A 20,567-nucleotide genomic window follows, 5' to 3' on the forward strand; every position below is an offset into this window, starting at 1 on the left:
TTTCCGCGGGATTTTTGCGTCTTGGTGAGGAAAGCCCGGATGGAAAGGAGAGGCCGGAACGGCCGAACATTTGGAACCTGTATTTTATTCGGAGGGAACAACATTTGAATATCGAACAATATGGATTTCGCCGGACAGACCTGCCGCAGGATGCGCGGGGAATCCCGGCGCGCATAACGGCGGTCCGCCGCGGCTGCTTTGAGATCGTCTGCGACAGGGGCGCCGGCCTCGCGCGCCTCGCGGCGGACGCCCGCCGCGAGGACGGGGAGACCGGCCCGACGGTCGGGGATTTCGTCCTGCTCGACTGGCGGGAGGACGGGGAAAGCCGCATCCTGGAGATGCTGCCCCGCAGAACCCGGTTCTCCCGCCGGGACCCCTCCTCGTCCGGGCACGGGGAACAGGCGGTGGCGGCGAACTTCGACTATGTCTTCATTTTGCAGCCGCTCGGGAGCGGATTTCGCCCGCGCGGGCTGGAGCGGTACCTGTCGCTCGCGTGGCAGTCGGGCGCCGTCCCGGCGGTCCTGCTCACAAAGGCGGATGCCGTGGAGGACTTCACGGACCAGCTCCGCGCGGCGGAAAAGCTCGCCGCCGGGACGGGGGTCTTCGCGGTCAGCGCCCGCACGGGGTACGGCCTCGACCAGCTCGCCGGCTACCTGAAGCCGGGCAGGACGGTCGTCTTCCTCGGCCCGTCGGGCGCGGGAAAGTCGACCCTTGTGAACGCGCTGGCGGGCGGGGAGGTCATGCGCACCTCCGGCATCCGCGAAAAGGACGGGCGGGGCAGGCACACGACCACCCACCGCCAGCTGCTCCTGCTGGAAAACGGCGTGCTGGCGATCGACACGCCCGGCATGCGCGAGCTCGGGATGTGGGAGGCGGAGGAGGGGATCTCCCGCGGCTTCCCCGACGTCGAGGAGCACCTCGGGCACTGCCGGTTCAGCGACTGCCGCCACCAGGGGGAACCCGGCTGCGCGGTGGCGGAGGCGATCCGGCGCGGCGAGCTTTCGCCCGAACGCTGGGAGTCCTACCGGAAGCTCCGGGAGGAATCGCGGCTTTCCGGAAGCAAGGCGGATTTCCTGCGGGAAAAGCAGCGCCGGCAGAAGGAGCTCTCCAAGACCCTGCGGCAGTGGAAGAAGGCGGACTACCGCCATGAGCCCTGCATGGAGAGCTTCACCTGCAAGGTCTGCGGCGCTCTGGTGACGCCGGAGGACGCCGGGAGCCGCCACCGCAACCACTGTCCCCGCTGCCTGTCGAGCGTCCATGTCGACAACCGCCCGGGGGACCGGGCGTCGCTCTGCGGGGGCACGATGGACCCCATCGGCGTCTGGGTGCGCAAGGACGGGGAGTGGGCCCTCATCCACCGCTGCCGGGCGTGCGGCGCGCTCAGCTCGAACCGGATCGCGGCGGACGACAACCCCGCCCTGCTCATGTCCATCGCGGTGAAGCCGCTGGCGGAGCCGCCCTTCCCGCTCTGGCAAGCCGCCCCGGAGAAGCCGTAGGCGGAGATTGGGAAAATGAAAAGCAGCCGCGTAAGCGGCTGCTTTTCTGCGGCGCGGGACGCTGCCCGCTCAGTGGCATTTCGTGCAGGCGGTGTAACCCATCGCCTCGGCGTTCGCCGTGTTGTAGGCCACAAAGCCCGCCGTCTCGTCAAAGTCGGTGCAGCCGAGCCTGTGGTAGACGGTGGAGCCCTCCCCCTGGATGAGCGCGATATAGGTGTCGAGGAAGAGCGCCTTCTCGGCGTCCGTCTTGCCGGTCACGGCCGGCGCGGCCGCCGCCGCGGGGGCGGAGGCCTCGGCGGGCGCGGAAGCGGCGGGGACCGCCGGCGCGCTCTCGTAGGGGCAGACGCCGTTCGGATGCAGGTGCGCGGGATAGCCGTGGTGGTAGTGGTAGGGGCCGAGCCCGCTGACGTTTTTGTTGTCGTGGTGGCCGCCGGCGGAATCGGTGCGCCCCGAATGGGCGGAAACCGGCAGCGAAAGCAGCAGGACGGACAGCAGGACGCAGAGCATTTTTTTCATGGGACAACACCTCCTGCACCCATTGTACCCTCCGGAAAATACTGGGAATGTCGAAATCTGTCGAACGGCGGAGGAAAAACCATCCGCGCCGCGGCTGCGCGGCGTGATCAAAAAGCCGTCCGTTGTAAAGGCAATTTTTCCAACAAATTCTCTTTTTCACCTTGACATTCCCGCATCAATATGGTAAGGTATAATTCGTCGAGTGAAGCTCGGCTTTTGATTTGCCCTCGGTCCTGATGGACATGCGGTGGTGCTGGAATCGGCAGACAGGCACGTTTGAGGGGCGTGTGCGCGAGCGTGTGGGTTCAAGTCCCATCCACCGCACCAAAAAAGACACCAGTCGCTGCGGCGGCTGGTGTTTTTATTTTTGTCCGGCGCGCCGGGCGTCGAATAGAGGAGGCTTTTCCTTGAGACGGAGACTGCGTTTTGACATTTGGCTTTCCTTGCTGCTGGCTCTGCCGATCATGCTGGGGATCGTCTGGCTCTTCAACCACGCCGTTTTCCCCGCGCTCTACGAGTCCTACGCCGCTTCCAACGCGGGCGGGGCGGGGACGGTGGGCGCGCCCGCCGCCGGGGACACCTTCCGGGCGCGCACGCTGGACGAGATGCTGGAGCACGGGACGTTCACCTTCGGCGGCGACCTGTACGCCGTCCTCAACAACGGCGGCCCCTTCTACAAAAGCCGGCGGTGGGAGGCGCTCGAACTGGAGGACGGCAGCCGGATCGCGGCGAGGATCAACCATGACGCGATCCGGGACGACGGGGAACCAGGCCTCTACAGCCACGACATCCTCCTGCCGGTGGGGACGATCGTCCATGGGGAGCTGCCGGCGGAGCTTGTCGAGGGATTCGCCCCCTACGGCGGGCTCACCCGCACCGACCTGATGGTGGACATGGAGGGCGGGCACGCCGTTTACGGCTACGACACCCTCAACGGATACATCGTCGTCCCGATGCAGCTCGTCCTGCTGGTCGGGTTCGCGCTGCTCTTCCACCGCATCGGCGTGAAAATGGGGCTGTTCCCGCCGATCCTCCCCCGCCGCGTGCGGGAAAAGACGGAGGCCGCCGAATAGCGGCGCTCTTCCGGACATGCCGAAAATCCGGACGCAAAGCGTCCGGATTTTTTTGCCTTCCCGCACCGGAGGCACCGCGATGGAAAAAAGCGGGCGCGGTGTGCAGGAATCCGGTTAGATTTTGACACGTAAGGGGTGTATGACTTCAAGTATAATCCTTTTTCCGGACAGCCGCCGCCCTTCATTGGCGGACAAATGCATGTATATTTTCCGCGCCCCGGACGAATATACAGTGGATAAGCTGTTGAAACGACGGGGGAGAAGGGGGCCGTCTCGCTGATTACGGGGAAACGGTCCTGTGGAAAACTCGGTGGAAAGTGTTTATAACTTTGTGTATATTCTGTGAACCGTTTGCCGCAGTCACGGAAATGGGGCGGAACGCCCCTGCTTTCGCCGGTTTTGCAACCTTTTGTGCGCTGCAGGCATCCATTTTCTGGCTTTACAAGGCAAATGCCGATGTTGTATAATAAGCACGTTACCGCGGCCGGAGGGGCGGCGGGGGGACGGACGGAATACGCGCCGTTAGGAGTAAAGGGATGTTTGAAAAGAAACCGCCCAAGGTGATTCGCGGGCACAATCGGAATATGCTCTGGCCGGTGCTCGGCCTGCTGGCGTTCGCGCTGGTTTTTTCGCTGGCCGTGGCCGGGATTTGGCAGAAGGTGGCCGCCGAACCGGAGGAGAGCGCGCCCTCCGTGGCGGAAAGCGCCGCGCCGGAATCGAGCGAGCCGGAGGCGTCCTCCTCCGAGCCGGAGGAGAGCAGCGAACCGGAGGCGCCGGAGAAGCCCGCGCTGCCCGATGGGGCGGTCCCCGAATCGGAGCGGGTGATGGGCACCTACTTTGACGACGCGGCGTTCGTCGGGGATTCGATCACCGAGGGGATCGGCCTCTACGGGCTCATGTCCAACACCACGGTGCTCGCGGGCACCAGCGTCAACCTCGACACCGTCTACACGCGCGAGGTCGTCAAGACGGAGGAGGGGCGCATCACGATCATGGACGCGCTCGGGCAGAAGCCCTATGCCAAACTCTACATCATGCTGGGCGGGAACGAGGCCCGGGAGGACACCGCGACCTTCATCGCCCGTTACGGCAAGCTGCTCGACGACATCAAGGCGCTCCAGCCGAACGCGCTGATCTACGTCCAGTCGATCCTTCCGGTGACGCCGGACAACATCTACAACCTGGACAACAGCCATATCGACGCCTTCAACGCGGCGCTGCTCGAGCTCAGCAAGGAGAAGGGCGTCTACTTCGTCAACGTGGCCGAGGCGCTCAAGAACGACAGGGGCGAACTGCCCGAGGAGGCCTCCCCGACCGACGGGATGCACTTTGGGCCGGAATATTACACCAAGTGGTTTGAATACCTCAAAACCCACACCGTATCATAAATAAGGAGCTGTCATCATGAAACGTATTTTAGCAGTCCTGCTCGCATCGCTGGCGGTCCTCTCGCTGGCGGCGTGCGGCAAGCAGGCGGATTCCGGAAAGCAGCCCGCGGCGGCGGACGTTGTCGCGGCGGTGGCCGGTGGCCTCGACCTCAAGGACCAGATGGTCACGGCGGACGAGACGGTCTTCTACAGCCTTTACAGTTCGCTCGACAAGGAGAAGGTTGCGGACGCGTCGATGTACATGAGCGGCACCCGCTCGACCGCTGAGGAGGTCACCGTCATCAAGGCGAAGGACGCGGCGGACGTGCAGCATATCAAGGACGCGATCGATGTGCGCATCGAGGACCAGAAGTTCTCCTACGAGGACTACAAGCCCGAGGAGATGACCAAGATTGGCGGCGCGCTCGTGCTGACCCACGGGAACTATGTCCTGCTCGTCATGGCGGACGACACCTCCTCCGTGGAAAAGACCTTTGAAGCGCAGTTCTGACTGCCGGACGCCCCCGTGGGAACGTACCGTTCCCGCGGGGGCTTTCTCGCGGTCCAGTTTTACGCAATTTTGACGGTATTGACCCGGATTTTCGGAAATCAGGCCGATTTGGACGGTTTTTGCGCGGCTAGGCGGAAGAGGGTCCGGATTGCGGGAATTTGCGCTTGCAATCGGGGAATCATGTGCTATAATGGGAAAGGCGTCAAACGGGCGCCGGATATGGAATTTGAACCGATCAAACAGTTTGGAGGTGCCGATGTGAACCCTGACCCGGGAAGTACCCGCTGGTGGAAGCTCTGTGTCAAAAAACACAATATCGTCAGGGGCGCATCCCACCGTGCTTAGAAGCCCCTGAGAAAGGGGCCATTCTATGCTGAATTTCTATAAGACGGTGGACAACCGCATCCTCAAGATCGACGCGCCCGAGCCGGGCTGCTGGATTTCGGTCGTCAGCCCCACCGAGGCGGAGGTCGCCTACCTGACCGGCGACCTCGGCGTGGAGCCCGATTTCGTCCGGGCCGCGCTCGACGAGGAGGAGAGCTCGCGCATCGAGAGCGAGGAGGACCAGACCCTCGTCATCGTCGACTATCCCTCCGCCGAGGAGCAGACCGACGAGAACAAGACGCTGCTCTACACCACCCTGCCGATGGGCATCATCATCACGCGGGACTATGTCATCACCGTCTGCCTCAACGACAACCTCACGATCATGGACATGGCGGAGGGCCGCGTCAAGGGGCTGCAGACCTCCCTCAAGACCCGCTTTCTGCTGCTGACGCTGCTGCGCATCGCCGCGCGCTTCCTCATCTACCTCAAGCAGATCGACAAGCTCTCCTCCACCACCGAGAGCCGCCTGCACCAGTCGATGCGCAACAAGGAGCTCATCCAGCTGCTCGGGCTGGAAAAGTCGCTCGTCTATTTCTCCACCTCCCTCAAATCGGACGAGGTCACGCTCGAAAAAATCCTGCGCGGCCGTATCATCAAGCTCTACGAGGAGGACGAGGACCTGCTCGAGGACGTGCTGATCGAGGTCAAGCAGGCCATCGAGATGTGCAATATCTATTCGGGCATCCTCTCGGGCATGATGGACGCCTTCGCGTCGGTCATCTCCAACAACCTCAACATCGTCATGAAGGTGCTCACCGCCATCACGATCGTCATGGCCATCCCCAATATGGTGTTCAGCTTCTACGGCATGAACGTTTCGGGGCTGCCGTTCCCCGTCTGGTGGGTGCCGATCGTCATCTCGCTGATCATTGCCGGCATCGGCACCTTCATCCTCGTCAAGAAGGATATGTTCCACTGAACGTCCGCCGCAAGGCAGAAAAAGAGCCGCCCAGATGGGCGGCTCTTTCAATTCTCGTTTACAGCCCGTGGCAGGCCTCGCACTCGGTGATCGTCCCGACGATCGGGTCGGGGTCGACGCCGTTTTTGCGGTAGTAGTCGGCGAGCGCCGCCTTGACCGCCTGCTCGGCCAGCACCGAGCAGTGGATTTTGCTCGCGGGCAGGCCGTCGAGCGCCTCGACCACCGCCTGATTGGAGAGCTTCAGAGCGTCTTCGATGGTCGAGCCCTTGATCATGTCGGTGGCCATCGAGCTGGTCGCGATCGCCGCGCCGCAGCCGAAGGTCTTGAACTTCGCGTCCTCGATGACGCCGTCCTTGATTTTGAGGTACATCTTCATGATGTCGCCGCATTTGGCGTTGCCGACCTCGCCCACGCCGTCCGCGTCGGGGATTTCTCCGACGTTGTGGGGGTTGGCGAAATGCTCGAGCACCTTATCCGAATATAACATTCTGCATCCAGTCCTTTCTATGCTTAGACCTTAAAGGCTTTTTTACCGGTTTGGATATCCTCCCACAGCGGGGACATCGCGCGGGTGCGTTCCACGACCGATTTGACCGCCGCGATGATCTGCTCGACGTCGTCGGGGGTGGTCCAGTCGGTGATCGTCAGGCGCAGCGAGCCGTGGGCGACCTCGTGGCAGAGTCCCAGCGAGAGGAGCACGTGGCTCGGGTCGAGGGAGCCGGTCGTACAGGCGGAGCCGGAGGAGGCGCACACCCCCAGCATGTCGAGTCCCAGCAGGAGCGCCTCGCCCTCCGCGCCGACGAAGGAGAGGTTCGCGTTGCCCGCGAGCCGCCGTTCCCGGTCGCCGTTGAGGCGGGAGAGGGGAAGGGTGAGCAGCTCGTCGATGATGCGGTTGCGCAGCGGGGTGACCTTGGCGATCTTGGCGGGGATGTCGGCGCAGGCGATTTCCATCGCGCGGCCGAGTCCGATGATCGACGCGACGTTTTCGGTGCCGGCGCGGCGTCCGCGCTCCTGCTCGCCGCCGTCGATGAGGTTGGGCAGCAGGATGCCCTTCCTGATGTAGAGGGCACCGATCCCCTTGGGGGCGTGGATCTTGTGGCCGGAGAGGGAGAGCATGTCGATCTTCTGGGCCTGCACGTCGATCGGAACGTTGCCGACCGCCTGCACCGCGTCGGTGTGGAACCAGACGCCCCGTTCGCGGCAGAGCTCGCCGATCTCGGGGATCGGCAGGATGGTGCCGATCTCGTTATTCGCGTACATGATCGTCACGAGCGCCGTGTCGGGGCGGATGGCGTCCGCGACCTGCTTCGCCGTGACGAGGCCCCGCTCGTCCACCGGCAGGTAGGTGACCTCGAAGCCCTCCTTTTCGAGTGCCGCGCAGGTGTGCAGCACCGCATGGTGCTCGAACACCGTCGTGACGATGTGTTTTTTGCCCTTGGCGGCGAGCTTGTGCGCCGCACCCTTGATCGCCCAGTTGTCGCTCTCCGAGCCGCAGCCGGTGAAGTAGATCTCGTTCGGCTGGGCGCCGAGCGCGGCGGCGGCCTTTTTGCGCGCATCCTCGATGGCGAAGCCCGCGCTGCGCCCGAGCTCGTAGATGCTCGACGGGTTGCCGTAGCCCTCGGTGAGCCAGGGCATCATCGCCTCGAGCACCTCAGGGGAAATCTGTGTCGTCGCGGCGTTGTCCGCGTATACAAACCGTTTCATTCGCTTACCACCATTCTATCCGGAAATGTAAGGGTTGTTTTTGATTACGCCTCTATTGTATACCGATAAAGTATATTTTGCAAGGGGTTCCGCGAAAAATCACGGATTTTCCCGCACCTTTTCGATCGCGGCGACCGCGAGCGCGTCGCACCGCTCGTTTTCGGGATGCCCGTTGTGCCCGCGCACCCAGCGGAAGGTCACGTCGTGCTCCGCGAGGAGCGCGAGCAGCCGCTTCCACAGGTCGGGGTTCTTGACCGGCTCGCCGGGGGCGCGCATCCAGTTTTTCTTCTGCCAGCCGTAGACCCAGCCCTTGGAGACCGCGTCCGCGACGTATTTGGAATCGGTGGTGATCGTGACAGTGCAGGGCTCCTTGAGCGCCGATAGCGCCATGATCACCGCCGTGAGCTCCATGCGGTTGTTGGTGGTCTGCATTTCGCCGCCCGAGAGCTCCTTCTCGTGCCGCCCGAACCGCAGGACCGCCCCCCAGCCGCCCGCGCCGGGATTGCCGGAGCAGGCGCCGTCGGTAAAGATTTCGACCTGTTTACGCATCCGTTCCTCCGTGCCGTGAAACTGCCGGTTTCCCAGCGATAGACACCGGAAAATATTGTAGACGATTTTGCTCTTTTTTACAAGGGGCGCGGCCGTTTTTTTGCGCCCGGACGGCCGGGAAAGTGTAAAGATGGGGGATTTCGTCCATACTAGCGGTAAATCTGTTTGTACGGAGGGTTCCCCATCTGATGAAAGCGGTCATTATGGCGGGCGGACAGGGCTCGCGCCTGCGCCCGCTCACGGAAAACGTCCCCAAACCGATGGCGCGGCTGTGCGGCCGCCCCGTCGTGGAATACATCCTCGAGCTGCTCGCGGAAAACGGGATCTTTGAGAGCGTGCTCACCCTGCAGTACCTGCCCGAGCGGCTCACCGGCCATTTTGAGGGCGCGGAGTTCGCGGGGGTGAAGCTCTCCTTCTGCGAGGAGGAGGCGCCGCTCGGCACGGCGGGCAGCGTCAAAAACGCGCTCGGCGCGCCCGACGGCCCCGCGCTCGTCATCAGCGGCGACGCGCTCTGCGACTTCCCGCTGCGTCAGGCGGCGGAGGCGCACCGGGAGAGCGGCGCGGCGGTCACCATCGTGACCGCGAAGGTGGACGACCCGCGTGAATACGGGCTGGTCGTGGCGGACAAAACCGACCGGATCACCGGCTTCGTGGAAAAGCCCTCCTACGCGCAGGCGACGAGCGAGCTTGCCAACACCGGCATCTATATCCTGTCCCCCGAGGCGGTCAATATGATTCCCGAGGGCCGGAAATTCGACTTTGCATCCGATCTCTTCCCCGCGATGCTCGAGCGGGGGATGCTCCTCAAAAACTGCACCCTGTCGGGCTACTGGTGCGACATCGGAGATCTCGGGGCCTACCGGCGCGCGCAGGCGGACCTGCTCGCGGGGCGGGTGCGCTGCCGTCTGCGCGGGGAACGGGACGCCGCCGGCAACTACTTCGCGGGCAGGCGGCCCGCCGGCCGCTACGAGCTGACGCCGCCCGTGTGGGTCGGCGAAGGGGTGCGGATCGGCGGCAACGCGCAGGTCGGGGAGGGCAGCGTGCTCGACGACGGCTGCACCGTCGGCGCGGGCGCGCAGGTGCGGGGGAGCGTGCTGCTGCCCCGCAGCGTGCTCGGCGAGCACGCCGCCGCCGAAGGCGCGGTCCTCTGCCCCGGCGCGGCGGTCAAGTCGCGCGCCCGGCTCGGGGAGGGCGCGGCGGTCGGCGAAGGCGCCGCCGTCGGCGCGGGCGCGGAGGTCCGCGCGGGCATCCGGGTCGCGGGCGGCGTGAAGGTCCCGGACGGCGCGGCCGTCTCCGACCATCTCTCGGCAAAGGGGGGCGCGGCCTGCGCCTTCGACGACGAGGGGATGTGCGGCGAGGTCGGCGTGGAGCTGACCCCCGAGCTTGCCGTGCGGATCGGCTGCGCGGTCGGCACCCTCGCAAAGGGCTGCCCGGTCGGCGTGGCGACGGGGGACGCGCGGTGCGCCAAGGTGCTCGGCGCGGCGCTCATCGCGGGGGTGCGCTCGACCGGCGCGCCGGTGCTCGACTTCGGGAGCGTCTTCGAGGCGCTCTTCGGCTTCGCGATGGGCTACAACGCCCTGACGCTGGGGGTCTACCTCTGCGCCGGGGAGCAGAACGCGATCAAGGTGCTCTGCGAGGCGGGGCTGCCCGCCACCCGCCGGGTCGAGCGGGAGATCGAACTGGCGCTTTCGCGCGGGGAGTTCGCCCGCGCGGGGGCGGACGGGTTCGGCGACTGCGTGGACATGAGCGGCATCGGGGTCATGTACCTGACCGAGCTGCTGCGGCAGGCCCCCGACGGGCTCGACGGGATGCGTGCGCGGGTCGCCTGCGGGAACGCCGCCGCGGGGCGGCTGCTCTCCGACGTGCTGACGAAGCTCGGCTGCGAGATCGCGGAGGAGGCGGCGCTGCAGCTCACCCTCTCGGAGGACGGGCGGCGGCTGGAGCTCTCGGAGGGGGAGACGAAGCTCGGGTGCCACCGGGCGGTGGCGGCGTGGTGCCTCGCGCAGTTCGAGCAGCAGGAGGACGTCGCGGTGGAAAACGACTTTCCGCGGGCGCTCGACACGCTGGCCGGCGAGCGGGGACGGCGGGTCTACCGCTACCTGCTTTGCCCGGCGGACGGCTCGGACGCGCAGGGCAGGAAGCTCGCGGCGCGCCAGCAGTGCGCGCGCGACGGGCTGATGCTCGCCGTGCAGCTGCTCGCGCTCATGAAGCGCGGGGGGCTTTCGCTGCGCGAGCTCGACCGGCAGCTCCCGCCCTTTGCCGAGGCGGAACGGATGGTGCCCATCCGGACGCCGCCCGCGCGCGCGCTCGGGCAGTTTGCCGGGGAACGCGCGGGGGAGGGGGTCGTCGTGCGGGGCGACCGCGGCGTCGTGCTGCTGCGCCCGCGCAAAAACGGCGGCGCCATCCGCGTCTTCGCGGAGGCCGCGAGCTGGGAGATCGCGGAGGAGCTCTGTACAGATTTTACCAGGCGGCTGGAGAGCTTGCTTGACAAAGAGGGGGAAATCGGGTAAAATGTATAATAATCATGTGTTCGGTTTACGCATTTTCACAATGCGTTTGATGGTAGAAGAATTCGGCTGACGGAATTTCATCGCCTATTCTCTCACTGCGATTGATGTCCTTTCCGGCGGGGATGCTGACCCGTTTCGTGGATTGGGCATGACCGGGTAAGCAGTTGGAGGATGGGTTCTGATTTTGTGATCTTTTCTGCCGGATTTTGATAAGAGCAGTTGCTAATTGCATAAAACATGGAGGTACATTTGTGACAGATGAAAAAAAAGTCGGTGGAAAATTGACCGACGAACAGCTCGGCATGGGGCTTGACGCGCTCGAAAAGCGTTCGGTCGTCGAACGCGGCGCGCAGAAGAAAAAGCCCCGGCAGCCGGTGAAAGAGGCCGCGGCCAAGCTGATCCAGAAGGCGCTCCCCAAAGCGGAGACGCCGAAAAAAGCCGCGCCCAAATCCTCTGAGAAGCAGGGGAACGGCGCCGCCAGGGCGCAGAATGAAAAACAGGACGCGCCCCAGAAACAGCAGAAGCAGCCCAAGCAGGGCGCCAAGCAGCAGGCGGGCAAACAGCAGGCCCCGAAGCAGCAGGCGCCCAAGCAGGCCGCGAAACAGCCCGCGGCCCCGAAGTCCGCGGCTGCCAAGCAGGCGCCGAAGGCGCCGAAAAAGTCTTCCAGGGGCGGCAAAAAGGCCCCGGTGGTCGTCGGCGCGACGATCGAGCTTTCCGAGCCGGGCAAGGCCCGCCAGGCGGCCGAGGCGCGCCAGGACGCGGCCAAACAGCAGGGCCGCAGGCGCAAGGGCCAGAAGGAACAGCGCAAGACCCCGGTGCGCGTCATCCCTCTGGGCGGCCTTCTGGAGGTCGGCAAGAACGTGACGGTCTACGAGTGCATGGACGACATGTTCCTCGTCGACTGCGGCATGACCTTCCCGGATGAAAACATGCTGGGCGTCGACCTCGTGCTGCCCGACTTCACTTATGTGATGAAAAACCGCGACAAGGTGCGCGGCATCGTCATCACCCACGGCCACGAGGACCACATCGGCGCGCTGGCCTACTTCCTCAAGCAGCTCAACGTCCCCGTCTACGCCACCCGGCTGACCCTCGGGCTCATTGAGAACAAGCTGCGCGAGCACGGACTCTACGGCAAGGTCAAGCTCGTGCAGATCGCTCCGCAGGAGACGATCAAGCTCGGCTGCTTCGAGGTCGAGTTCATCCGCGTCAACCACTCGATCCCCGACGCGGTCGCGCTGGCCATCCACACCCCGGCGGGCGTCATCATCCAGACGGGCGACTTCAAAATCGACTATACGCCGATCATCGGCGACATCATCGACCTCGCGCGGTTCGGCGAGCTGGGCGGCAAGGGCGTGCTCGCGTTGCTGTCCGATTCGACCAACGCCGAGCGCCCCGGCTTCACCCCCACCGAGGTGACGGTCGCCGAGAGCTTCGACAAGCTCTTCAAGCAGGCGGAGCATAAGCGGATCATCGTTGCGACCTTCTCGTCCAACATCCACCGCATGCAGCTTGTCTGCGAGGCGGCCGCGAAATACGGCCGCAAGGTCGCCGTCTCCGGCCGCAGCATGGTCAACACCGTGCTCGTCTCGACCGAGCTCGGCTACCTCAAGCCCCCCGAGGGCGTCATGATCGACATCGACGACATCAACCGCTACCGCCCCGAGGACGTCGTCCTCATCACGACGGGCAGCCAGGGCGAGCCGATGAGCGCGCTTTCGCGCATGGCGTCGGGCGACCACCGCAAGGTGTCGGTCACCGCGAACGACTTCATCATCATCAGCGCCAACCCCATTCCCGGCAACGAAAAGACGGTCGGCCGCGTCGTCAACGACCTGATGCGGCTGGGCGCCGACGTGATCTACGAGCGGATGTACGAGGTGCACGTCTCGGGCCACGCCTGCCAGGAGGAGCTGAAGATCATGCTCGCGCTCACCAAGCCGAAGTTCTTCTTCCCGGTGCACGGCGAGTATAAGCAGCTCAAGCGCCACGCCGGCCTCGCGCTGGCGATGGGCATCCCGCCAGAAAACATCTTTATCGGCGAGAACGGCCACGTCTTCGAGCTCGACGGCGTGTCGGTCAAGACGGGAGAGATCGTCCCGTCCGGGCGCATCCTCGTCGACGGCCTCGGCGTCGGCGACGTCGGCAGTATTGTGCTGCGCGACCGCAAGCATTTGGGCGAGGACGGCCTCATCGTGGTGGTCACCACCATCGACGGGACCAACGGCCAGATCGTCGCGGGCCCGGACATCATCTCGCGCGGCTTCGTCTACGTGCGCGAGGCGGAGGATATGCTCGCCGAGGCGCGCACCGTCGCCAAGCAGACGATCGAAGGCTGCACCAAAAAGCATGTCAGCGACTGGGGCAACCTCAAAACGCAGGTGCGCGATTCCCTTTCTTCCTATTTCTACAGCCGCACCAAGCGCAGCCCGATGATCCTGCCGGTCATCCAGGAGGTCTAGGGCGCGCGTGCTTTTGGCTCCCGCCCAAAAGCACGTTAAGGAGGGCCGGGCAGTCCCGCCCGGCGCGCCTCATGGAGGGGGCCGGGTCGTCCCCCTCCATGGACCACCCTCTGATGAACTGCATACAGAAGCGGCCGCCCGATTGGGCGGCCGCTTTGTTGCGTGGTTGGAAGATTTAAATAAGGGGACGAATGGGCGGGGGAGGCTAATAGGCGAGGGCGGGGTCGAGCTTTTCCGCCCACAGCTCGCCGAGCGCGGCGAGGTCGGCGCGGAACTCCTCGGGCGTCTGGGTCTCCTTCTGGGTGAGCTCGTCGAGCACCTCGAAGACGAAGGCGTCCCTGCCGCACGCCTTCCAGTCGGCGGAGAGCTTGTGCCAGTTGCAGCAGTCGGTCATTTGGGAAAACTCGAATTTGCCCTTGGAGCCGGAGAGGTTCGTTTCGGCGGCCAGCAGGTAGCGGCCGTTCCGGGTGTTGCGGATGATGTAGACGCCGCCCGAAAGGGGACGGCTCTTGTAGGCGTTCAGCAGCTCCTTTTTATGCGCGTCCATCAGTATCCCATCTCCTTTAAGAGCCGCGCGAGGACGGAAAACCGCTCGCCGAGGCGTTCCCCCTCGTCGGAGAGGGCCTGGCTGAAGAGCTTGATGTCCTCCCCGATCATCGGGTTTTCGGTGCAGACCGAGACGGTCATCGCGTCCCCCTCGAGCCCCACCCGGTCGATGACCGGGTGCTCCGGGTCGTAGAATTCCGGGTGGCGGTAGCTCTCCTCGCGGAAGAACTGGCAGGCGCGGGCGGTGAGGATGGCCAGGTCGAGCACCCGGTGCAGGGGAAGCTCCTCCGACTGGCGGGACCACTTGCCGCCCGTGTGGCGCCACACCTTGGCGGAGATGTCGAGCTTCCCGCGGTCGTTCCACTGGGCAAGCCCGAGGGAGAGGCCCTTGGCGTCGGTTCCGGGGAAGCGGTGCTCATCGATCGCCTCGTAGTCCTCGACCGCGATGACGGGTTTATGTTTTAACGTTGTTGGGATGTTCATGGGGAATCCTCCATTTACTAAATTAGTCATTTACTAATTTGAATTATAGCAGAGGCGCCCTCGCCTGTCAAGCGGCAGGTTGTGGATTGCAACAGACGGGTGGACGTGATATAATAGTCTATGTATGAGTGGGCCGGCCCCGCTTGGGAAACCGACAACATCGTTACAAACGAGGTTTTGAAGTGAAGAAAAGTAATCATCCGTTCCAATCCTTTTTGCTGATCGCAATCGGGTGCTGCGCGGCCGTCACGGTGGCCACGCTGTTCTTCAATATCCGGCTGTTTTATATCTGCGCGTTCGTCACGGTGGCGTGCGCGGTGCTGCTCGTGTGGCAGGTCCAGCTTGCCAAGCGGCAGATCAGCCGCTTCCTGGTCACGATGGGGCAGACGCTGACCACCGTGCAGCAGGACGCGCTGACGGGGTTCCCCATCCCGGTGTTCGTGTGCAGCGGGGAGGGGGAGATCGTCTGGTGCAACCGCCTCGGGCAGAAGGAGATCCTCGGGGAGGAGAACTGTTACGGCAAGAGCATCTACACCATCCTGACCGGCGTGGACATCACCCGGACCTGTCCCGAGGGCGGCTACGACACCGAATACAAGGGGCGGTTTTACGCCGTCTACGTGGCGCGCGCGGTCAGCGAAGAGGAAGAGCTCTACATGGTGTACTTCTTCGAGAACACCGAGCTCAAGCGCTACGCGCGCGAATACTTTGAGACCCGCCCGTCGGTCATGCTGATCCTGGTGGACAACTACGAGGAGCTCCAGCAGAACATGAAGGACAACGAGCGCGCGCGGGTGATGGGCCAGATCGAATACGCGGTGAGCAAGTTCGTCACCGACAGCGGCGGGCTGCTGCTCAAGACCGAGCGCGACCGGTTCACCGCGGTGATGGAGGAGCGAAGCCTGCGCGGCGTCATTTCGGCGCGGTTCACCCTGCTCGAGCAGGTGCGCGCGATCGAGACGGAGACCAAGATGGTCCCGACCCTGTCGGTCGGCGTCGGCCGCGACGCGGCCACCCTGGAGGAGAGCGAGCGGTTCGCGCGCCAGGCGCTCGATATGGCGCTCGGGCGCGGCGGCGACCAGGCCGCGGTGCGGGGCGCGTCGGGCTACGAGTTCTTCGGCGGCGTCTCGAGCGGCATGGAGAAGCGCACCAAGGTCAAGACGCGCATCGTCGCGACCGCGCTCGCCGAGCTGATCTCCGGCAGCGACAACGTGCTCGTCATGGGCCACCGCGCCGCCGACCTCGACTGCTTCGGCGCGTCGGTGGGCATCATGAAAGCCGCCCGCCTCATGGGCAAGGACGCCTACGTCGTCATCCGCAGGAACACCAACCTCGTGACGCTCGAATATGAGCGGCTGCTCCAGAACGGATTCGAGGGGATGTTCCTCGAGCCGGAGGACGCGCTGCCCAGAATCACCCGCAAGACGCTGCTCGTCATCTGCGACACCCACGTCAAGCACATCCTCGAGTCGGAGGCGGTCTTCGACGCCTGCAAGAACGTCGTCGTCGTCGACCACCACCGCAAGATGGTCGGCCACATCGACAACGCCGTCATCTTCTACCACGAGCCCTACGCGTCGAGCGCGTCGGAGATGGTCACCGAGCTGGTGCAGTATTTCGGCGACAAGCTGCGGCTCGGCCGCCCCGAGGCCGAGGCGCTGCTGGCGGGCATTATGCTCGACACCAAGAACTTCATCATCAAGACGGGGGTGCGCACCTTCGAGGCCGCGGCCTACCTGCGCAAGATCGGCGCGGATACGGTGGAGGTGCGGCGGATGTTCGCCCTGTCGATGGAGAGCTACCAGCGCCGCGCCAAGCTGGTCGCCAACGCGGAGGTCTACCGCGGCTGCGCGATCGCCGTGTCGCCCGACCGCGACGCGCCCGACATCCAGGTGACGGCGGCGCAGGCCGCGGACGAACTGCTCGGCATCATCGGCGTGCAGGCGTCCTTCCTCGTCTTTGAGATGAACGGCGGCGTGTCGATCTCGGCGCGCAGCATGGGGCAGCTCAACGTCCAGATCATCATGGAAAAGCTGGGCGGCGGCGGGCACCTCACGATGGCGGGGGCGCAGCTTTCCGGCATGCCGCTCGACGAGGCGTACCGCAGGCTGGTCGCGGCGATCGACCAATACTTCGAGGAAAACAGCAGAAATTAGTCCCGGAAGGCGCCCGCGCCCGACGGAGATCGCATTTGGCAGGCCCCCGGAAGGGGGCCGGAAGGGAGACGGAACAATGAAAGTGATTCTGACACAGGACGTCAAGGGAAGCGGCAAGAAGGGGGAGCTCGTCAAGGTTTCCGACGGGTACGCCCGCAATTTCCTGCTGCCCAAGGGGCTGGCGATCGAGGCGAGCGCCCAGGCGCTCGGCGAGATGAAGGCGCGGCAGGCGTCGGTCGAGCACAAGGCCGCGGTGGAAAAGCAGGCGGCCCAGGAGATGGCCGGGAAGATCGGCGGCAAGACGGTAAAGATCGCGGCCAAGGCGGGCGCGAACGGCAAGCTGTTCGGCTCGGTCACGAGCAAGGAGATCTCCGAGGAGCTCTCCCGCCAGTTCGGCGCGCAGATCGACAAGCGCAAGATCGTCATGGATTCCGACATCAAGGCGTTCGGCAGCTACACCGTGCAGGTAAAGCTGCACCCGGGCATCGCGGCGGACGTCTACGTGGTCGTCGGCGAAGCGGAATAACCGGATGCTGTGAGGGAAGGAGGGGCTGCGTTGGCGGAATTTAATCTGGACACGGGGGAATACGGCCGGCAGATGCCCTACAGCCTCGAGGCGGAGCAGAGCGTGCTCGGCGCGGTGCTGATCGATCCCTCCTGCTTCGCGCTGGTGATGGAGAACCTGCGGTCGGCGGCGTTCTACCGCCCCCAGCACCAGCAGATCTTCGACGTGATGACCAACATGTTCAATATGAACCGGACGATGGACTTCATCACGATCCTCGACGCGGTCAAGGGGGAGCAGATCTTCGAGACCGACGAGGACGCCAAAATCTACCTGACCAATCTCGCGCAGGTGGTGCCCTCGTCGGCGAACGTCGAGGCGTATTGCAGGATCGTGCGCGAAAAATATTACGTGCGCCGGCTGATCACCGCCTCGCGGGAGATCATCGACATGGCGCAGGAGTCCCAGGCGGAGTCCGACGTGCTGCTCGACTCGGCCGAGCAGAGCATCTTCGACATCCGCCAGGGGCGCAACACGAGCTCCTTCAAGCATATCCGCACGGCGATCACCGAGACCTACGAGCTGCTCCAGCACCTCTCGGGCGAGGACCGGGACAAGTATAAGGGCATCTCGACCGGCTACCCGGCGCTCGACCGGGTGATCACCGGGCTCAACAAGACCGACCTCATCCTTATCGCGGCCCGCCCCGGCATGGGCAAGACCTCCCTCGCGCTCAACATCGCGGAGAACGTCGCCACCAAGGGGGGGCGCACGGTCGCCGTTTTCTCCCTCGAGATGAGCAGCGAGCAGCTCGCGCAGCGCCTGCTTTCGTCGCAGGCGTCGGTCGAGGGGCAGCTGCTGCGCACGGGCGAGCTCACGGGGGACGACTGGGTGCGCATCGCGATGGCGTCGCAGGTGCTCTCCAAGGCGGACGTCTACCTCGACGACACGCCGGGCATCACGGTGGGGGAGATGAAGGCGAAGCTGCGCCGGCTCAAAAAGGTCGACCTCGTCATCATCGACTACCTCCAGCTGATGTCCACCGGGCGGCGCAGCGAAAACCGCGTGCAGGAGGTCTCGGAGATCACCCGAAACCTCAAGATCATGGCCAAGGAGCTCAACGTCCCGGTCATCACCCTTTCCCAGCTCTCCCGCGGACCGGAGAGCCGCACCACCCACAAGCCGATGCTCTCCGACCTGCGCGAATCGGGCTCGATCGAGCAGGACGCCGACATCGTCCTGCTGCTCTACCGCGAGGACTACTACGCGCGCGAGGAGGCGGAGGAGCGCAACATCGCCGAGTGCGACGTGGCCAAGAACCGCCACGGCGAGGTGGGGGTCGTCAAGCTCGGCTGGGACAACCGTTACACGAGATTTACGAATTTGGAGCTGGGGCGCGATGAACCGTAAGGCGAGGGCGACAATTGAAGAGTTTTCCATGCTCCGGCAGGGTGACACGGTCACGGCGGCGGTTTCGGGCGGCGCCGACTCGGTCGCCCTGCTTGATTTTTTGTGCTCGCTCACCGACCTTCGCCTGACGGTGCGCGCCTGCCACCTCAACCACTGCCTGCGCGGGGAGGAGAGCGACCGGGACGAACAGCTCGTGCGCACAATGTGCGAACAGTATGGAATCCCGCTCGACCTGCGCCGGGTCGAGGTCAAGGCGCTCGCGCGGGAGCGGGGCGTGTCGATCGAGGTCGCGGCGAGGGAGGCGCGCTACGCCTTCTTCGACGAGCTCGCGGAAAAATACCGTTGCAAGATCGCGACGGCGCACACTCTCTCGGACGCCGCCGAGACGGTGCTTTTGAATCTCGCGCGCGGCACCGGCATCGCCGGGCTGTGCGGCATCCCGCCGGTGCGCGGGGCGGTCGTGCGGCCGCTCATCGGCTGCACCCGGCGGGAGACGGAGGACTACTGCGCGGCCCACGGCCTCTGCTACGTCACCGACAGCACCAACCTGACCGACCGCTACACCCGCAACCACATCCGCCACAACGTCCTGCCGCAGCTTTTCCGGGTGAATCCCGAGGCGCTCGCGGCCGTCGGGCGGATGACCGACTCTCTGCGGCGGGACGCCGACTGCCTCGCGCGGCTCGCGGGGGAGGCGGGGGAGAAGCTCCGCCGGGAGGGCGGCTACGACGCGGCGGGGCTCGCGGCACTGCACCCGGCGCTCCGCTCCCGCATCATCGCCTCGCTGCTCGAGGAGGGCGGCGTCGAACGCTCGGCCGAGCGGATCGGCGCGGTCGCCGGCATGCTGGTGAACAGCCGCAGGCACACGATGCAGGTCGGGCCGCGGCTCTACGTCACCGTGCGGGAAGGGGTGCTGCGGCTGGAACGGCGCGGGGAGCGCCTCGCGCCGATCGCGCCGCGGCAGCTCGAGAAGGCGCGGCTTGACGGCGCGCGGATTCCGCTGGACGGTGGAAAAGCAATAGAATTTTCGGTTATAAACTGTGCAGATTATGAAATTTTTGAGAACATTCCGGATAAGGGATTAAAAAACGCGGCCGACTATGATAAAATAAATGTTGATATTTTTTTACGTTCACGGCAGGCGGGCGACCGGATGAAGCCCGCCGGGCGCGGATGTACGAAAACGCTCAAAAAGCTCTTTTCCGAGCTTGGGCTCGACGGACGCGAGCGGCTGTGCGTGCTGGCCGACAGCGAAGGGGTCTTCTTTGCGGAGGGCGCCGGCGTGGACGAGCGGGTGCGGGTCGGCCGCGGGACGAAAAACATCATGATGATCACCCTCGCGCCGGAGTCCGGGGCGGGGGACAAACGAGCGGAGGATGAATAGGCATGGCGAAAGGGAATATGACGGACGACATCCTGAAGGTACTGATCGAGGAAGATGCGATCGCGGAAAAGGTAAAGGAACTCGGCGCGAAAATCTCCGCGGATTACGCGGGCAAAAAGCTGCTGGTGCTCGGCGTGCTCAAGGGATCGTTCGTCTTTATGGCCGATCTCATCCGCGCGATCACCGTCCCCTGCGAGATCGAATTCATGGCTGTTTCGAGCTACCGCTCCGGCGTAAAATCCTCGGGAGTGGTTAAGATAATCAAGGATATCGACATCAACCCCCAGGACTACAACATCCTCATCGTCGAGGACATCCTCGACAGCGGCCTGACCCTCAAATACCTCAAGGAGCTGCTCATGCAGCGGCACGCGTCGGACATCCGCATCGCGACGCTGCTGGATAAGCCCGCCCGCCGCGCCGCGGACATCCAGGCGGACTACACCTGCTTCGAGGTGCCCGACGAGTTCGTGGTCGGCTACGGGCTCGACTTCGCGGAGAAATACCGCAACCTCCCCTATGTGGGCGTGCTCAAGCCGGAGGTCTACGAAAAGTAGTCCCGCGCCGCCGTGCGGCGCGCTTTGGG

18 protein-coding genes and 1 tRNA gene are annotated in these 20,567 nt (G+C 64.6%); 13 read left to right on the forward strand and 6 right to left on the reverse strand.

The window, feature by feature from the left end; translation table 11 throughout:
* The first annotated feature begins 104 nt into the window (after positions 1-104).
* On the forward strand, positions 105-1,496 hold the full coding sequence (rsgA, locus tag C1A13_RS06250) for a ribosome small subunit-dependent GTPase A (RefSeq protein ID WP_101550208.1): 1,392 nt from the start codon (positions 105-107) through the stop codon (positions 1,494-1,496).
* 69 nt (positions 1,497-1,565) lie between these two features.
* Here rsgA and C1A13_RS15250 read toward each other — a convergent pair whose 3' ends face one another.
* Positions 1,566-2,012: a YHYH domain-containing protein gene (locus C1A13_RS15250; RefSeq protein ID WP_347295252.1), complete on the reverse strand. Its 447-nt coding sequence runs from the start codon at positions 2,010-2,012 to the stop codon at positions 1,566-1,568.
* A 244-nt stretch (positions 2,013-2,256) separates the two neighbouring features.
* Between C1A13_RS15250 and C1A13_RS06260 the strand changes: the two genes are divergently transcribed.
* The 5 genes from C1A13_RS06260 to C1A13_RS06280 all read left to right on the forward strand — a co-directional run bounded on the left by C1A13_RS06260 (position 2,257) and on the right by C1A13_RS06280 (position 6,269).
* Positions 2,257-2,339 (forward strand) — tRNA-Leu (locus tag C1A13_RS06260).
* An 80-nt stretch (positions 2,340-2,419) separates the two neighbouring features.
* Positions 2,420-3,085, forward strand: coding sequence for a hypothetical protein (locus C1A13_RS06265; RefSeq protein WP_101550209.1), 666 nt, complete (start codon positions 2,420-2,422; stop codon positions 3,083-3,085).
* A gap of 536 nt (positions 3,086-3,621) precedes the next feature.
* Positions 3,622-4,473: a GDSL-type esterase/lipase family protein gene (locus C1A13_RS06270; protein WP_101550211.1), complete on the forward strand. Its 852-nt coding sequence runs from the start codon at positions 3,622-3,624 to the stop codon at positions 4,471-4,473.
* A gap of 16 nt (positions 4,474-4,489) precedes the next feature.
* Positions 4,490-4,963 (forward strand): DUF4358 domain-containing protein, encoded by a 474-nt coding sequence (locus C1A13_RS06275; protein ID WP_101550213.1) that lies wholly within the window; start codon positions 4,490-4,492, stop codon positions 4,961-4,963.
* A 370-nt stretch (positions 4,964-5,333) separates the two neighbouring features.
* Positions 5,334-6,269 carry a magnesium transporter CorA family protein gene (locus C1A13_RS06280; RefSeq protein WP_101550215.1) on the forward strand — a complete coding sequence of 312 codons (936 nt, stop codon included), beginning with the start codon at positions 5,334-5,336 and terminating at the stop codon, positions 6,267-6,269.
* A gap of 58 nt (positions 6,270-6,327) precedes the next feature.
* Here C1A13_RS06280 and nifU read toward each other — a convergent pair whose 3' ends face one another.
* The 3 genes from nifU to rnhA form a co-directional block, all read right to left on the reverse strand.
* Entirely contained in the window at positions 6,328-6,756 is a 429-nt protein-coding gene (nifU, locus tag C1A13_RS06285; RefSeq protein ID WP_101550217.1) for a Fe-S cluster assembly scaffold protein NifU, read from the reverse strand.
* Between the two features lie 23 nt (positions 6,757-6,779).
* On the reverse strand, positions 6,780-7,973 hold the full coding sequence (gene nifS / locus C1A13_RS06290; RefSeq protein WP_101550219.1) for a cysteine desulfurase NifS: 1,194 nt from the start codon (positions 7,971-7,973) through the stop codon (positions 6,780-6,782).
* 99 nt (positions 7,974-8,072) lie between these two features.
* Positions 8,073-8,522 carry a ribonuclease HI gene (gene rnhA, locus C1A13_RS06295; RefSeq protein ID WP_101550221.1) on the reverse strand — a complete coding sequence of 150 codons (450 nt, stop codon included), beginning with the start codon at positions 8,520-8,522 and terminating at the stop codon, positions 8,073-8,075.
* A gap of 188 nt (positions 8,523-8,710) precedes the next feature.
* Between rnhA and C1A13_RS06300 the strand changes: the two genes are divergently transcribed.
* Both C1A13_RS06300 and C1A13_RS06305 read left to right on the forward strand, forming a co-directional pair.
* Positions 8,711-11,032: a sugar phosphate nucleotidyltransferase gene (locus tag C1A13_RS06300; protein ID WP_101550223.1), complete on the forward strand. Its 2,322-nt coding sequence runs from the start codon at positions 8,711-8,713 to the stop codon at positions 11,030-11,032.
* 251 nt (positions 11,033-11,283) lie between these two features.
* Positions 11,284-13,497, forward strand: a complete 2,214-nt coding sequence (locus C1A13_RS06305; RefSeq protein WP_242970822.1) for a ribonuclease J — start codon at positions 11,284-11,286, stop codon at positions 13,495-13,497.
* Positions 13,498-13,702: 205 nt separating this feature from the next.
* Here the strand turns inward: C1A13_RS06305 and C1A13_RS06310 are convergent, their stop codons facing one another.
* The gene (locus C1A13_RS06310) at positions 13,703-14,044 is read right to left on the reverse strand and encodes a GIY-YIG nuclease family protein (protein WP_101550225.1); all 342 of its coding nucleotides are present in this window, start codon (positions 14,042-14,044) and stop codon (positions 13,703-13,705) included.
* Positions 14,044-14,526, reverse strand: a complete 483-nt coding sequence (locus tag C1A13_RS06315) for a DUF6530 family protein (RefSeq protein WP_101550226.1) — start codon at positions 14,524-14,526, stop codon at positions 14,044-14,046. The genes C1A13_RS06310 and C1A13_RS06315 overlap by 1 nt, the downstream gene beginning before the upstream one ends.
* Before the next feature lie 182 nt (positions 14,527-14,708).
* Here C1A13_RS06315 and C1A13_RS06320 point away from each other — a divergent pair, with 182 nt between their 5' ends.
* The 5 genes from C1A13_RS06320 to hpt all read left to right on the forward strand — a co-directional run bounded on the left by C1A13_RS06320 (position 14,709) and on the right by hpt (position 20,538).
* Positions 14,709-16,682 carry a DHH family phosphoesterase gene (locus C1A13_RS06320; RefSeq protein WP_146021695.1) on the forward strand — a complete coding sequence of 658 codons (1,974 nt, stop codon included), beginning with the start codon at positions 14,709-14,711 and terminating at the stop codon, positions 16,680-16,682.
* Between the two features lie 76 nt (positions 16,683-16,758).
* Positions 16,759-17,208 carry a 50S ribosomal protein L9 gene (rplI, locus tag C1A13_RS06325; protein ID WP_101550231.1) on the forward strand — a complete coding sequence of 150 codons (450 nt, stop codon included), beginning with the start codon at positions 16,759-16,761 and terminating at the stop codon, positions 17,206-17,208.
* 72 nt (positions 17,209-17,280) lie between these two features.
* Positions 17,281-18,597, forward strand: a complete 1,317-nt coding sequence (dnaB, locus tag C1A13_RS06330; RefSeq protein WP_101553199.1) for a replicative DNA helicase — start codon at positions 17,281-17,283, stop codon at positions 18,595-18,597.
* Complete coding sequence (gene tilS / locus C1A13_RS06335) at positions 18,587-19,981, forward strand: tRNA lysidine(34) synthetase TilS (RefSeq protein ID WP_101550233.1); 1,395 nt, start codon at positions 18,587-18,589, stop codon at positions 19,979-19,981. The genes dnaB and tilS overlap by 11 nt, the downstream gene beginning before the upstream one ends.
* 2 nt (positions 19,982-19,983) lie before the next feature.
* Positions 19,984-20,538 (forward strand): hypoxanthine phosphoribosyltransferase, encoded by a 555-nt coding sequence (gene hpt / locus C1A13_RS06340; RefSeq protein ID WP_242970823.1) that lies wholly within the window; start codon positions 19,984-19,986, stop codon positions 20,536-20,538.
* Positions 20,539-20,567: the final 29 nt, after the last annotated feature.

The sequence above is a fragment of the Anaerotruncus massiliensis (ex Togo et al. 2026) genome, from assembly GCF_900199635.1.
Lineage (GTDB): Bacteria > Bacillota > Clostridia > Oscillospirales > Ruminococcaceae > Anaerotruncus > Anaerotruncus massiliensis.

Coding starts and splice junctions, on each gene's coding strand:
- rplI (WP_101550231.1), top strand. CDS start 16,759: ATGAAAGTGATTCTGACACAGGACGTCAAGGGAAGCGGCAAGAAGGGG.
- C1A13_RS06300 (WP_101550223.1), top strand. CDS start 8,711: ATGAAAGCGGTCATTATGGCGGGCGGACAGGGCTCGCGCCTGCGCCCG.
- nifS (WP_101550219.1), bottom strand. CDS start 7,973: ATGAAACGGTTTGTATACGCGGACAACGCCGCGACGACACAGATTTCC.
- tilS (WP_101550233.1), top strand. CDS start 18,587: ATGAACCGTAAGGCGAGGGCGACAATTGAAGAGTTTTCCATGCTCCGG.
- dnaB (WP_101553199.1), top strand. CDS start 17,281: ATGCCCTACAGCCTCGAGGCGGAGCAGAGCGTGCTCGGCGCGGTGCTG.
- C1A13_RS15250 (WP_347295252.1), bottom strand. CDS start 2,012: ATGAAAAAAATGCTCTGCGTCCTGCTGTCCGTCCTGCTGCTTTCGCTG.
- hpt (WP_242970823.1), top strand. CDS start 19,984: ATGGCGAAAGGGAATATGACGGACGACATCCTGAAGGTACTGATCGAG.
- C1A13_RS06280 (WP_101550215.1), top strand. CDS start 5,334: ATGCTGAATTTCTATAAGACGGTGGACAACCGCATCCTCAAGATCGAC.
- C1A13_RS06315 (WP_101550226.1), bottom strand. CDS start 14,526: ATGAACATCCCAACAACGTTAAAACATAAACCCGTCATCGCGGTCGAG.
- C1A13_RS06310 (WP_101550225.1), bottom strand. CDS start 14,044: ATGGACGCGCATAAAAAGGAGCTGCTGAACGCCTACAAGAGCCGTCCC.
- nifU (WP_101550217.1), bottom strand. CDS start 6,756: ATGTTATATTCGGATAAGGTGCTCGAGCATTTCGCCAACCCCCACAAC.
- rnhA (WP_101550221.1), bottom strand. CDS start 8,522: ATGCGTAAACAGGTCGAAATCTTTACCGACGGCGCCTGCTCCGGCAAT.
- C1A13_RS06270 (WP_101550211.1), top strand. CDS start 3,622: ATGTTTGAAAAGAAACCGCCCAAGGTGATTCGCGGGCACAATCGGAAT.
- C1A13_RS06275 (WP_101550213.1), top strand. CDS start 4,490: ATGAAACGTATTTTAGCAGTCCTGCTCGCATCGCTGGCGGTCCTCTCG.